General features: G+C 61.0%; 14 protein-coding genes. 9 read left to right on the plus strand and 5 right to left on the minus strand.

Going from position 1 to position 13560, the window contains the following annotated elements:
• The 3 genes from WBF74_RS00140 to WBF74_RS00150 form a co-directional block, all read left to right on the plus strand.
• The coding region (locus WBF74_RS00140) for a hypothetical protein (RefSeq protein ID WP_424433615.1) at window positions 1-526 on the plus strand (526 nt) is incomplete at its 5' end.
• 111 nt (window positions 527-637) lie between these two features.
• A complete protein-coding gene (gene dusA / locus WBF74_RS00145; protein ID WP_424433617.1) occupies window positions 638-1633 on the plus strand; it encodes a tRNA dihydrouridine(20/20a) synthase DusA in 996 nt (331 codons plus the stop codon).
• Between the two features lie 15 nt (window positions 1634-1648).
• Entirely contained in the window at window positions 1649-2482 is an 834-nt protein-coding gene (locus WBF74_RS00150) for a sulfite exporter TauE/SafE family protein (RefSeq protein WP_424433619.1), read from the plus strand.
• Window positions 2483-2485: 3 nt separating this feature from the next.
• Here WBF74_RS00150 and WBF74_RS00155 read toward each other — a convergent pair whose 3' ends face one another.
• The 3 genes from WBF74_RS00155 to WBF74_RS00165 all read right to left on the minus strand — a co-directional run bounded on the left by WBF74_RS00155 (window position 2486) and on the right by WBF74_RS00165 (window position 5935).
• A complete protein-coding gene (locus WBF74_RS00155; protein WP_424433621.1) occupies window positions 2486-3583 on the minus strand; it encodes a phospholipase in 1098 nt (365 codons plus the stop codon).
• 40 nt (window positions 3584-3623) lie between these two features.
• The gene (locus WBF74_RS00160) at window positions 3624-5123 is read right to left on the minus strand and encodes a phosphomannomutase/phosphoglucomutase (protein ID WP_424433623.1); all 1500 of its coding nucleotides are present in this window, start codon (window positions 5121-5123) and stop codon (window positions 3624-3626) included.
• Between the two features lie 113 nt (window positions 5124-5236).
• Window positions 5237-5935 (minus strand): retropepsin-like aspartic protease family protein, encoded by a 699-nt coding sequence (locus WBF74_RS00165; RefSeq protein WP_424433625.1) that lies wholly within the window; start codon window positions 5933-5935, stop codon window positions 5237-5239.
• Window positions 5936-6059: 124 nt separating this feature from the next.
• On the opposite strand from WBF74_RS00165, the gene cobA reads away from it, so the two are divergent.
• From cobA to WBF74_RS00180, 3 genes are all read left to right on the plus strand, one after another.
• Window positions 6060-6968, plus strand: coding sequence for a uroporphyrinogen-III C-methyltransferase (gene cobA / locus WBF74_RS00170; protein ID WP_424433627.1), 909 nt, complete (start codon window positions 6060-6062; stop codon window positions 6966-6968).
• A 71-nt stretch (window positions 6969-7039) separates the two neighbouring features.
• A complete protein-coding gene (locus WBF74_RS00175; protein ID WP_424433629.1) occupies window positions 7040-7258 on the plus strand; it encodes an alkylphosphonate utilization protein in 219 nt (72 codons plus the stop codon).
• A 94-nt stretch (window positions 7259-7352) separates the two neighbouring features.
• The gene (locus WBF74_RS00180) at window positions 7353-8126 is read left to right on the plus strand and encodes a hypothetical protein (RefSeq protein ID WP_424433631.1); all 774 of its coding nucleotides are present in this window, start codon (window positions 7353-7355) and stop codon (window positions 8124-8126) included.
• Window positions 8127-8129: 3 nt separating this feature from the next.
• Here the strand turns inward: WBF74_RS00180 and WBF74_RS00185 are convergent, their stop codons facing one another.
• The gene (locus WBF74_RS00185; protein ID WP_424433633.1) at window positions 8130-8369 is read right to left on the minus strand and encodes a DUF1289 domain-containing protein; all 240 of its coding nucleotides are present in this window, start codon (window positions 8367-8369) and stop codon (window positions 8130-8132) included.
• Window positions 8370-8439: 70 nt separating this feature from the next.
• On the opposite strand from WBF74_RS00185, the gene WBF74_RS00190 reads away from it, so the two are divergent.
• The 3 genes from WBF74_RS00190 to WBF74_RS00200 all read left to right on the plus strand — a co-directional run bounded on the left by WBF74_RS00190 (window position 8440) and on the right by WBF74_RS00200 (window position 12034).
• A complete protein-coding gene (locus WBF74_RS00190) occupies window positions 8440-9423 on the plus strand; it encodes a nicotinate-nucleotide--dimethylbenzimidazole phosphoribosyltransferase (protein WP_424433635.1) in 984 nt (327 codons plus the stop codon).
• A gap of 243 nt (window positions 9424-9666) precedes the next feature.
• Window positions 9667-10854 carry an acyl-CoA dehydrogenase family protein gene (locus tag WBF74_RS00195; RefSeq protein ID WP_424433637.1) on the plus strand — a complete coding sequence of 396 codons (1188 nt, stop codon included), beginning with the start codon at window positions 9667-9669 and terminating at the stop codon, window positions 10852-10854.
• Window positions 10855-10903: 49 nt separating this feature from the next.
• Window positions 10904-12034, plus strand: coding sequence for an acyl-CoA dehydrogenase family protein (locus WBF74_RS00200; protein WP_424433639.1), 1131 nt, complete (start codon window positions 10904-10906; stop codon window positions 12032-12034).
• Between the two features lie 90 nt (window positions 12035-12124).
• Here WBF74_RS00200 and WBF74_RS00205 read toward each other — a convergent pair.
• Window positions 12125-13560: sensor histidine kinase (locus WBF74_RS00205; protein ID WP_424433641.1), on the minus strand; the 1436-nt coding region annotated here is incomplete at its 5' end.

Below are 13560 nucleotides of genomic sequence, written 5' to 3' on the forward strand. Positions count from 1 at the left end.
CCTCGAGAGCTGGGAGAAAAGAATAGAGGCTGCCCATACCAAATTCGGGCTGGCTGATACCGGTCAGCGCATCGTACGAAGAGTAAGCAAGCAGCTTGCGAAGCAACCGGTCTTTATGAGTCACAACGATCTCTTCTGGCCGAACATGGCATTTGACAGTGCGGCGGGTACGGTTCGGTTGCTGGATTTTGGTCTCGTCGGCAATAACATCGCCGGAGCGGAGTTTCACCACTTTTTCAGGCGCGGCCTGCGTTCGAAAAAGACCGCCCGTTTCTTTGACATGATGATCGAGAAATATTCGGAGAAGACGGGTCTCTCAATCCGGCTGCTCACTTTGGCCAGTCAGTGTTACGCGCTGGTTCGCGCATATGAAAGAGTGGGCAGGATCAGAGAAGCAAAGGGAGAAGAGGCATTTCAGCAGGAAATGTCCCTCATCGGGAAGATTGAGCGCAAACTGTCAAAGGAATTGCGGTCAAGTCGAGGCCCGGAAGAAACGCAACCAGCCCCCGACGGTGCCATGCCGTGACACAATGATCGCGTGAACGCCGCAGAAGCGCAGGTAGGCGCGTCCCGCAAGCATCAGGCAAGTCAGAACGCTTAACGCGGGGCGAGACTTCGTGTATTGCTTGTCGCCGCCATGGCTGCCCCGAGCAAAACTATTTCCGTCGCCCCCATGATGGACTGGACCGATCGGCATGATCGGTTTTTCCTGCGCCTCATCTCGCGCCGTGCACTTCTTTATACCGAGATGGTCACGACCGGAGCGGTTCTGCATGGGGACAGGAAGCGGTTGCTCGGGTTTGATCCTTCGGAACATCCGGTTGCCGTGCAGCTTGGCGGGTCGGAGCCTGCAGAACTTGCCGAGGCGGCGCGGATCGCCGAGGGCTTTGGCTATGACGAAGTGAACCTCAATGTCGGTTGCCCGTCAGACCGTGTGCAGTCCGGCCGGTTCGGTGCCTGCCTCATGCTGGAGCCGGATCTCGTCGCTCGCTGTGTGGAGGCGATGCGCGTTGTCGTCTCCATTCCGGTCACCGTCAAATGCCGCATCGGGGTGGACGATCAGGAGCCGGAAGAGGCGCTGCCCGCCATGGCGCGCGCCGTTTGCGAGGCGGGATGCGAAACGCTCATCGTCCATGCGCGCAAAGCATGGCTTCAGGGCCTGTCGCCCAAAGAAAATCGCGACATACCGCCGCTTGATTACCCTCTGGTCTATCGCCTGAAGCAGGCAATGCCGGAACTGGAAATCATCATCAATGGCGGCATCACCACGCTTGATGAAGCGGAAGCTCATCTCGCGTATGTGGATGGCGCGATGCTTGGTCGCGCGGCCTATCAAAATCCCTATCTGCTGGCCGAAGTCGATACGCGCTTCTATGGCGAGGCGCGCCCGCCGCTTTCGCGCCATGAAGTGCTTGAAGCCTTCCTCCCTTATGTGCAAAGAGAGCTTGCGCAGGGAACGCATCTTCACGCGATGTCGCGGCACATACTGGGTCTTTTCCAGGGGCAGCCCGGCGCACGCGCTTTCCGGCGTCATATTTCAGAGAATGCCCCACGCCCCGGCGCGGGTGTTGATGTCATCCGCGATGCAATGGCGCTGGTATCCCGTGATCAACCCGTCCTTGCTGCCCAGTAGAGTGAAAATCCGGTCATGAATATCGAAGCGATGTCGCTCCTCGAACTCGCGCCCTTCGCGGCGGGGCTTGCCGTTACCGGCCTCATCGCCGGTGTGCTGGCGGGGCTGCTCGGTGTGGGCGGCGGCATCGTCATTGTGCCGGTGCTCTATCATGTGTTCACGCTGCTGGGCATCGATGAAGCGGTGCGGATGCATCTTGCTGTTGGCACATCGCTCGGCACGATCATCCTCACTTCTATCCGCTCTGTTCGCGCACATGCGAAAAAGGGAGCGGTGGATTGGGAGATGCTCAGAAGCTGGGCGCTGCCCATTCTGCTTGGTGTCGGTTTCGGTACGGTGATCGCGGCCTGGGTCAGCGGGGATGCGCTCACGGGCATCTTTGCCAGCATTGCATTGCTCGTGGCGGCCAATCTGGCGTTCGGCAAGGAAAGCTGGCGTCTTGGCACGCACCTGCCGAGCAAGCCGATGCAGTTCTCGGTTGCGGGCGTCATCGGTGTGCTCTCTGCGCTGATGGGCATTGGCGGCGGAACATTCGCGGTGAGCTTCATGACGCTCTATGGCAAGGATGCGCGCGAGGCAGTCGCCACCTCATCGGGCCTCGGCGTGCTCATTGCGGTGCCTGCGGTGATCGGTTTCATCTGGGCGGGCTGGGATGATCCGGCACTGCCGCCTTTCAGTATCGGCTATGTGAACCTTGTCGGCATTGCGCTCATTGCGCCGCTCTCGGTTCTTGCGGCACCCTGGGGTGCGGCGCTTGCCCATGCGATCAGCCAGAAAGCGCTTATCCGCGCCTTCGCGCTTTTCCTCGCCATTACCTCGGTGCAGATGTTCTACCGGCTCTTTGCCTGATCCTCAGGAAAGAAACCACGCAGCGATGCGGGTATTTTCTTCGGACGGGTAAGTGTGCGAGAGATCTGCAATCTCGCGATAGGTAACGCGCGCGCCCGACGCTGAAAGCTCGGCCTGCGCCAGCCGCGCCATGTCGGCGGCGAACATCCAGTCGAGCGCGCCATGCGTGATGTAAACCGGCAGGCCCCCAAGGCGCGAAGGAGAGGCGACCCCCATCAACATGGAATGCCACGCCGCAGAAACAGGCGCGAGATGGGTGAACGGCCCACCCGCAAGCCCCGCGAGATAGGTGAAGGTGCCACCATCGCTCATGCCGGTGAGAAGAATGCGCGAGCTGTCCACATTCCACCGCTCGCTCACATGCGCCATCATCCGCGCAAGGCTCGCGCGGTCCTGCTCCGGCTCCATGAGCGACCATGTAGCATCAAGCGATGTAGGCGAGAGTAGAAGACAACCGCGCGAGCGCGCCGTGCGAAGCCAGCTCCAGAGGAAGCCGCGCCCATGCCCGCTACCGCCATGACACGCAATGATGAGTGGAGAGGCTTGCGCCGGATCATAATTCTCCGGCACATAGAGTGAGAAGCCGCCGCGCTGGCCCTTGCTATTTCCGAAGTGATGGACGCCTGTATCGTCGCGCGCCGCACCTTCTGCAAGCTGGCCGATCAGTGCGGCATCGTTCCGCGCGTCATCATCAAGGAAGAAGCGGCTCACGGGCGGTAGCATGGGCGAGACGGGGTAGAGCGCTTCCATCGCGCGCGGCACATGCCGGAGCGCGCGATAGGCGGCGAAGACCGGCCCGCCGATGGCGGCGGCGTCACGCTCATTCGCGGCAATATGCAAGCCGTCAAACGCTGCTTCGGCCTCACTCGTTGCCTCGCCAATATGCGTGGCAAAGCGGTTGAACTCTTCAGGCCATTCCACCGCGTCAAAAGCGCCGCGCGCTGCCTTCAGCTTCGTCGCTATGGGCGCGGCCTGTTCAGCGAGCGAGGGCAGAAGCGGTGGATGCAGATGCCGCGCGATGAAGCCAAGCGCATCCAGGCCTTGCAGCAGCGCGGGCAGAAGCGTGTCCACCGCGTCGATCAGCTTTTCCTGATGTGACATCGATGGGGACTCCCCGCCCGGTCATCAAAGCGCGCTTGCTTCAAATCTTCTGATCGTACTCACCCACTTCCGGCTGGGCGGAGAGGTGTTTGTCGATCTCGGCGAACATGGCGCGCATGTTTGCTTCCGATGCCGGGCTTTCAACCACGACCACGAGGCCCGGCTTGTTGGAGGAGGCGCGCACAAGGCCCCATGTGCCGTCTTCCACCGTCACGCGCACGCCGTTCACCGTTACCACGTCGCGGATTTTCTGGCCGAGAAGCGGCTCGCCCTCTTTTGCCATGGTGGTGAAAAGCGACACCATCCGCTCCACAACTTCATATTTCTTTTCGTCGGGGCAATAGGGCGACATGGTGGGCGAGCCCCATGTCTTGGGCAGCGCCTCGCGCAGATCGGACATTTTCTTGTCCGGGTTGCGGTCCAGCATATCGCAGATTGCAATGGCGGAAACGAGCCCGTCATCATAGCCGCGCCCGATGGGCGGGTTGAAGAAATAGTGGCCGGACTTCTCAAAGCCCACCAGCGCCTTCAGTTCATGCGCGCGCCGCTTGATATAGGAGTGGCCGGTTTTCCAGTAATCTGTCTTTGCACCATTTGCGATGAGCACGGGGTCGGTCAGGAAGAGGCCGGTTGATTTCACATCAACCACAAACTGGGCATTCGGGTGCCGGGCGGAAAGGTCGCGCGCAAGCATGACGCCCACCTTGTCCGCGAAAATTTCCTCGCCCGTATTGTCCACCACGCCGCAGCGGTCGCCATCGCCGTCAAAGCCAAGGCCGACATCCGCGCCCGTTTCCAGAACCTTCGCGCTCAACGCGTGAAGCATCTCCATATCTTCCGGGTTCGGATTATAGCGCGGAAAGGTGTAGTCGAGCTCGCAGTCAAGCGGGATCACCTCAACGCCAATACCCTCCAGCACTTTCGGCGCGAAGGCGCCCGCCGTGCCATTACCGCAGGCGGCAACAACGCGGAGCTTGCGCTTGATCTTCGGGCGGTCGGTGAGATCGGTGATATAGCGTGCCGCCATGTCTTCCACACGGATATAGCGCCCGCCATCGCGGGGGGCGCCATTGCCGGAAAGCACAATCTCTTTCAGCCGGGACATTTCATCCGGGCCGAAGGTGAGCGGCCGCTGCGCGCCCATCTTCACGCCGGTCCAGCCATTCTCATTGTGGCTCGCTGTCACCATCGCAACGCAGGGCACATCAAGGGCGAACTGCGCGAAATAGGCGACGGGTGAAAGTGCGAGGCCGATATCATGCACCTCGCAGCCCGCATTCATCAGCCCGATGATAAGCGCCTGCTTGATGGAGGCGGAGTAGGAGCGGAAGTCATGCCCCACCGCAATGGCAGGGCGCACACCCATTTCATGAATCAGCGTCCCAAGCCCAAGCCCCAGCGCCTGCACGCCGACAAGGTTGATCTCCTTCTCGAAGAGCCAGCGCGCGTCATATTCACGAAAACCATTGGGAGAGACGAGCGGCAGATTTTCGAATTCGGGTGTATTGGGCTTCAGATCGGCGCGGGGCTTCAGCGTCATGTCGTCTCCGGAAGGCGGAATTGCTGGAAAGTAGCGTTTATATACTCAAACAGCGGGGCGGGGATAAGTTGCGATGTAATTGTGTGAGGCGGGATTGCGGCGGCAGTTGGGCGTTATTGCCGGAGCACGAGGCGCTCGCCGCGCACTTCCACCGCATCAAGGCGGCCAAGAAAGCTCATGCCGAGAAGCGAGGTGCCAAGCCCCTCACCTTGGGTGACGGAAGCGCGCACATCGCGCAACTCGATCCCGCCGACGGTGACGCGATCAAGTATGATCCGCGCGGCGTAGATCGTGCCATTCGCTGTCTGATAGGGGGTGGAGTAGGCGAGGGATTGCAGGTCGATGCCGAGGCGGCGTGCGTCGGCTGCGGTAAGGGCTACATCGCTCGCGCCGGTATCCACCATGAAGCGGATATGCGTGCCATTGACCAGCGCGTCTGCATGGAAATGCCCGGTGCGGTCACGCAAGAGATAGGCAGTTCCCGGCTCCCTCTCGACAGGTGCAGAGGGCACAAGCTCGGACTGGACCCGCTGGCCCATATCCGAAAAGACATCCCGGTAGGAATAGCCGATCACCAGTACCAGCCCGATCGCCATCCAGGCCAGCGCCTGTTTCAGTGCCACGCCCGCCCGTTCCCGCCATCCAAGCGCGAGGCTTCCGCCGACAAGACCGAGTAAGAGCAGGCTGTGGACGAGCCGCATCTGGCTGTTTTCGCTCTCCAGTGCGCCGGGAAAGCGGTTGAAGAGAAACAGCACCAATGCCGCCACGCCGAGCAGAAAGAAGGCAGCCCATGTCCAGTTGTTTCGTTTCATAGGATGAGCCTAGCGCAGGAGGGTGAGAAAAGCGTAATGACGCGGGTTGAATAAGCCGCGAGACATGCCCTTATTTACATGCTAGGTTGCATTTTGAAGATAATTATCAAGCAAAATTTGTGAAATGAGCGAAGGCAAGGTCATATCCCTGACGGGCACACGCACGGGCTCTTCCGCACCGGAAGGGTCCGCGGAGGCTGTTTCGCGCCTTGCCTTGCCTGCCTTCGAGCCCGGCTGGGTCTGGCTTGTGGGGGCAGGGCCGGGCGATCCGGGCCTTCTCACGCTTCATGCGCTCAATGCGCTCCAGCAGGCAGATGTCGTTGTCTATGACGCGCTGGTGGATGAAACCGTTCTCCAGTTCGCAAAGCCCGGTGCGAAACTTGAATATTCCGGCAAGCGCGGTGGCAAGCCGAGTCCGAAGCAGCGCGATATCTCCGCGCGGCTGGTGGAGCTTGCCCGCAAGGGATTGCGCGTGCTGCGCCTCAAGGGGGGCGACCCCTTCGTCTTTGGTCGGGGCGGCGAGGAAGCATTGGCGCGTGTTGATGCCGGTATTCCGTTCCGCATCGTTCCCGGCGTCACGGCCGGGGTGGGCGGCCTTGGCTATGCGGGTATTCCCGTCACCCATCGCGATGTGAACCATGCCGTCACCTTCATCACCGGCCATGTGGCAGGTGGTGCGGTGCCGGAGCATCTCGACTGGCCCTCCATCGCGAGGGGCTCGCCCGTCATCGTGCTCTATATGGCGCTCTCTCATCTGGACACGATTGCGACGCTGCTCATTGAAAATGGCCGCCGCGCAGATGAGCCCGTCGCTCTTGTCCGCAACGCCACGCTGAAAGATCAGGCCGTGCTGGAGACGACGCTCGGTCAGGCTGCGGAAGATGTGGCCCGCACCGGCTTCAAGGCCCCTGCCATCATCGTGATCGGCGATGTGGTGAAACTCCGCGAAGGCCTCGACTGGCTCGGCGCCCTCGAAGGTCGCGTCCTCAACCGCGACCCGCTGAACCTCCGCACAAAACAGGATGCCGGCTGAGGCAGCCAGCTTGCGCTTCTCCCTCCCATTTCCTATGGAGGCTTCATCAATCATGAAGCCAGAGGTGCCGCATGTCGGACGAAACCAGAGACAGCAACGGAAATGTTCTCGCGGATGGCGACAGCGTCACCGTCATCAAGGATCTGAAGGTCAAGGGAAGCTCGGTCACGCTGAAGCGTGGCACGCTCATCAAGAATATCCGCCTCACGGGTGATCCGACGCATATCGAATGCAATGCGCCCAAGGTGAAGGGCATTGTTCTCAAGACGGAATTCTTGAAGAAGGCGTGACAGCCCGCGTCAGGCGGCCCGTCTGAAAAGAATTTATCGTCCTTCCATATTCCGCTTTCATACGGATCAGGATTCGTTTCTGGGAAGGGCGGTCATGTTCCGTTTCTGGCTCCAATTTCATCCGCTGCTCATCCTCTGTGTGATGATCGGTGTCTTCACGGTTTCCGGTGCTGTCATTCATTGGCTGCAATGTTATTCGCGCTGGCGTGAGCGTCTCGCGAATGCAGCGCTTGGCCTGCCGACTTTCGTTTCCATCTCGACGCTTTTTGCATTGTTCGCGGCTTTCCTGCTCGCGGACACAATGGAACGGCATATGACGGCGCAGCGCGCGGTGGATATGGAGGCAGGCGCGCTGCTCGGCCTCATGGTCGGCAGCGCTTCAATGGAGGAGGGCGGCCAGGAAATTCGCACCGCCATTCGCGACTATGGGCGCCTTGTCGTGGATGAGGAATGGCCGGCCATGCGCAAGGAGCAGGCAAGCGCGAGTGCCGCTCAGGCTCTTCTTGCGGTGATGCGCATCGTTTCCGACCTGCCGCCGCGCGAAGGCGTATCAACCGCCGTGCATGGCCACATGCTGTCGCTTTCCCAGCAGGTGGTTGACGCGCGGGCCAGCCGCCTTGCGACCGTCACGACCCATTTTCAGAGCTTTTCATGGACGGCGCTTTTTCTGCTCGGCATGCTCACGCAATTCGTTCTCGGCATGGGTTTTCTGGAGCGCGTGGCATCGAATCGCACAGTTATCGTGCTTTTCAGTCTCGCCGCTGTGATAGCGCTCTGGCTCATCGCCATTCAGGACAATCCGTTCCGGGGGCCGAGAGGGGTATCTGCTGAGCAGATACTCTCGGTTCTCGAGATGCCGGATAGCTGACAGTCAGGTGTCGAGAGCGTCCCGGATTTTTGCAAGCGCCTCATCAGGGGAGGTCGCCTTGAAGCCGAGCGTGCCGATCCGGCGCGGCAGGTCGCGCAGTACGATGTCGCGCTCCGCATCGCTCATGGCGCTCCAGCCTGCGATTTCCTTCAGTGTCCGGCCACAGCCCCGGCAGATATTCGCGCGCCCGTCCACCGCGCAAAGGCGCAGGCAAGGGCTCTTTATGGGGCTCTGCTGTGACAAGGGGTTCTCCGCGCGCATGTGAAAGAGTATAGAGCGCCTACTGTCCTTTCATGTGAGATCAGAGGCGTCAATGTCCCGCGCCGCGACCGGCCTGCCTTTCGACGATATCCGCAATCTTCTCGACGGGCTGCCGCCCGCCGATGAGGAGGCGCGCGCCGCCGTTGCCGCGCGCACATCGGCGCTTGCCGTAGCGGAGGGGGCGCTTGGCCGCATCACCGAGATTGCGGGGTGGGTGGCGGCCTGGGCTTCGATGGCGAAGCCCACGGTTACGCGGCCCCTGATCGCGATTTTCGCCGGTACTCATGGCGTTGCAGCAGCGATTCCGGGGGCGGTGCCCGATGCCACGCACCGTCTGGTCGAGCTTTATGCAGCCGGTGGCGCGCCGGTGAACCAGCTTGCGCTGGGTGCGGAGGCGGGCCTCAAGGTCTTTGATCTCGCGCTCGACATGCCTGTGCCGGATATTCGCTCCGAAGAGGCACTGTCGGAGGCGGTCTGTGCGGCCACCATGGCCTTCGGCATGGAGGCGATTGCAGGCGGGACGGATCTTTTGTGCGTCGGCGCGGCAGGTGAGGGCGGGCGTATTGCTGCCGCCGCTCTTGCCGCAGCCCTTCTGGGCGGCAAGCCGGAAGACTGGACGGCGCCCGGCGAACCCTATGCGGTTGATGCTGTGGCCGCCGCGCTCGCAACCCATGAGGGACGGATTTCCGATCCGCTGGAGGCGCTGCGCCGTGTCGGCTCCCGGGAACTGGCGGCAATCGCCGGTGCCATTCTTGCGGCACGCTATCAGCGCATCCCGGTCCTGCTCGACGGCTTTGTCACCTGTGCGGCGGCGGCGCTTCTCTGGAAACTGAAGCCTTCCGCGCTCGACCATTGCCTTGCCGCCCATGCGAGTGGGGATCCCGCCCATGCCCGGCTTCTGGACGCCATCGGCAAGCGCCCGCTCCTCGAAACCGGCATGACGCTGGAGGAAGGGGCAGGGGCAGCGCTTGCGCTCGGATTCGTGAAATCCGCTCTTGCGGTGCATGGCGGAACGGTCACGCGCGACAAGCTTTGAGAGCTTTTCCGGGTGGCCTGACCGTTCATCCCTGCACAGCGCGCCGTTCGCCGCTTACGATAGGGCACGCTTGCAACAGGGGATGGTGCGACTATTATCACCGCCAAAATGCACAAACCCGATGCGGGGGCGCCTGGGGTCAGCGGAACCGGATTCTGCCGACATTCGCCCGCGCGGGGGTACAGTCAGGGCTGATTGCGCGGCGGCCACCGCTCGCGCATCGGCCGTTCAGGAGTTTGACGTATGGATATGAGCTTTTCCCCCGATGAACTCGCGTTCCGCGACGAAGTGCGGGAGTTCATTGCCAACAACTATCCGCAGGAGCTGAAAGGCGCCCGTCGCGGTGAGATGACGAAGGATGAAATCCTCGCCTGGCACCGCATCCTCTATAAGAAGGGGTGGGTCGCGCCGCATTGGCCGAAGGAATATGGCGGGACAGGCTGGTCCATCACCCAGCGTTACATCTGGAACGAGGAGAATGCGCGCGCCGAGACGACGCCGCTGCTTCCCTTCGGTCTCGCCATGGTTGGCCCGGTGATCTACACCTTCGGCAATGAAGAGCAGAAAAAGCGCTTCCTGCCGCGTATTCTGTCGGGTGACGACTGGTGGTGTCAGGGCTATTCCGAGCCGGGTTCGGGGTCGGACCTCGCCAGCCTGCGCACCCGCGCCGTGCGTGAGGGCGACTACTACATCGTCAACGGCTCCAAGACATGGACGACGCTCGCCCAGCATGCGGACTGGATGTTCTGCCTCGTCCGCACGGACCCCGATGCGAAGCAGCAGGAAGGCATCTCCTTCCTTCTGATCGACATGAAGACGCCGGGCATCACCGTGCGCCCCATCATCACGATGGACGGCTCGCATGAGGTAAACGAAGTCTTCCTTGAAGATGTGAAGGTTCCTGCCGAAAACCTGATCGGCGAGGAAAACAAGGGCTGGACCTATGCGAAGTTCTTGCTCGGCAATGAGCGGTCGGGCATCGCGGGCGTGGCGCGCTCCAAGAAGGCGATTGAACGCCTGAAGAAGCTCGCCGGTGCAGAACTTGTGGATGGCACGCCGCTCATCAAGACGGATGAGTTCGCGCGCAAGGTAGCGGAAGTCGAGATTGAGCTTTCCGCGCTTGAGGTGACGGAGCTTCGCACCCTTGCCGCCGAGAGCAAGGGACGCGGCCCAGGCCCGGAAGCCTCCATTCTCAAGATCAAGGGCACGGAAATCCAGCAGCGTATCACCGAGCTTGCGCTGGAAGCGGTGGGCAATTACGCCTTTGTTGAAGCACCGCGCCTCAACGTGACGGGCAATGAATTCGTGCCCGGACCCGAAGGCTCGCAGGGCGTCGCGCAGGATTATTTCAATATGCGCAAGACCTCGATTTATGGTGGATCGAACGAGATCCAGCACAACATCATCGCAAAAATGGTGCTCGGCCTTTAAGGGTCGCAAGGGCACTCAAAAACATCACCACGAGGGAAGGTCGGAAGAGATGGATTTTTCGTTCACCGAGGAGCAAACCCTGCTCCGCAACACCGTGCAGAGCCTGCTCAGCGACAAATATGATTTCGAGACACGCCGCAAGGTGGCGAAGTCGGCTGAAGGTTGGCGTCCTGAAATCTGGGCGCAGTTCGCGGAACTTGGCCTTCTCGCGGCTCCATTCTCCGAAGAGCAGGGCGGTCTTGGCGGTGGTGCCATCGAAACCATGATCGTCATGGAAGAGTTCGGCCGTCACCTCGTCATCGAGCCTTACCTCGAAACGGTGGTCATCGCGGGCGGTTTCCTGCGTGAAGGCGGCTCGGCCGCGCAGCAGGAAGCGCATATCCCCGGCATTATCGGCGGCGAAACGGTTTGGGCCTTCGCCTATGCCGAGCCGCAGGGCCGCTACAACCTCGCCGACCTCACCACCACGGCGAAGAAGGACGGTTCGGGCTATGTCATCAACGGTTACAAGGCCGTTGTTCTCGGCGCGCCCTGGGCACAGAAGCTCATCGTGACGGCCCGCACCTCGGGCGGCCAGCGCGACCGCGACGGCGTGTCGGTGTTCATCGTGGACAAGTCGGCTGCCGGCGTTTCGACACGCGACTACCCGACGGTCGATGGCCGCCGCGCTTCGGAAATCACCTTTGAAAATGTGAAGGTCGATGCGGATGCGCTGATCGGCGAAGAGGGCAAGGGTCTGCCGCTCGTCGAGAAGATCACGGATCAGGCAATCGCTGCTCTTGCGGCGGAAGCCACGGGCTGCATGAAGGAACTCAACACCGCGACCGTGGAATACTGCAAGACGCGCAAGCAGTTCGGCGTGCCGATCGGCAAGTTCCAGGTTCTGCAGCACCGCATGGTCGATATGTTCATGGCCTATGAGCAGTCCGTCTCCATGACCTACATGGTGAACCTGAAGCTCGATGAAGACGCAGCCGAACGCACACGCGCCGCCGCAGGCGCCAAGGTGCAGATCGGCAAGGCTGGCCGTTTCGTTGGTCAGCAGGCCGTGCAGCTTCATGGCGGCATGGGCATGACCGACGAACTCAATGTCGGCCACTACTTCAAGCGCCTGACGATGATCGACACGCAGTTCGGCAATGTCGATTACCAGTTGAAGCGCTACGCCGACGCCGCCTGATTGGCGAGACAGTGAAACGATCAAGGCCGCTCTTCGGAGCGGCCTTTTTCTTTGGTGGAGAGGCGGCGTCTACCGCCACGCTGAACAGGATCAGGCGCTGCGCGCCATTGCGGTGCGCACGCGCAGTCGCTGTTCGGGCAGCACGCATTCAGCCTGCGTGCCCTTGCCGAGCTGGCTCGTAAGCTCGAAGCGTCCGCCATGCACCGCAAGCAGGCCCTTCACGATGGAGAGGCCAAGGCCCGATCCCTTGCCCGGCTGGGCAAGACCGGATGCGCCCTGCGTGAATGCCTGCAACACTTTCTCGATTTCCGATTCCGCAATGCCCGGCCCGTTGTCGTGAATGCCGAAGCGCAGTTCGCCATTCTCTTCCATGCGGATGAACATGAGAACGGAGCTTTCCGGCGGCGAGAACTTCACGGCATTGGTCAGCAGGTTGATCCATATCTGACGGAGCGCGCGGGCATCGCCATAGACGATGGGCAAATTCGCATCGAACTGCGAAACGATGGTCACGCGCTGGGCCTGGGCCCGAATTTCGAGAATGCGGCGGCAATCTTCTGCCACCTGAACGAGATCAATATCTTCTTCGGTGATCTGGTAGCGGCCCGCCTCAATGCGCGACAGGTCGAGCACATCATTGATGAGGCCGAGCAGATGCTGACCGGAACGATGAATGTCGTGCGCATATTCCTTGTAGGTTGGAATGGCGTGCTTGCCGAAGATTTCGGAAGCCATCACTTCCGAGAAGCCGATGATCGCATTGAGCGGCGTGCGAAGCTCATGGCTCATATTGGCAAGGAAATGCGATTTGGCGCGGTTTGCTTCTTCGGCGCGCGCGCGCGCCAGATCCGATTCGCGCTTTGCTTTGAAGATTTGCTCGATCAGGCCGGACTTGTCTTCCCGCAGCGTGATCGAGTGCAGCATGATGGCGTTCAGCCGCGACGTAAGCTGGGCAAGAAGCAGCATAAACAGAACAAGCACGGCAGCGAGCATGATGGAAAGCACATCGCCATAGAGCGAGAGCCGAATACAGACCACGCCCACAATGGGGATCATCGTTGTGTAGAAGATCGGCATGTAGCAGGCGGTGATGAGCGCCGCAGGGGCAAGACCGACAAGCGGGGCGCAGAGCACGAAAGCCTGCAGCATCGGATTATCAGGCACCCAGTAAAAGAGGACGGGTGATGACATCGACGCCGCAAAGAGGACCGATGCAATCCTGAAACGGCGTTCCCAATAGGGAATGTCTTCCGCTGCGTGCGTATTCTGCCGGAATTCCGTAACCGTGCGCCGGTTGTACCATGTCGAGAAGAACATCGCCGCAACCGGAGGCAGCAGCCAGTACCACTCGATCACATTGATGAAGCAGCAGGCATAGAGCGCCATCAGGGCCGGGAAAACATAGGGCACCGGCCTTTTCTGGCTTTCGACCAGCATGCGTATTTGCTCGATGCGGGCCGAAGGAGAGAGTCGCGGCGGTGTCAGCGGCAGGATGAAGGAGAGGAGACGTTTCAGCACGCCGGCAT

The organism is Parvibaculum sp. (assembly GCF_049672805.1).
GTDB lineage: Bacteria > Pseudomonadota > Alphaproteobacteria > Parvibaculales > Parvibaculaceae > Parvibaculum.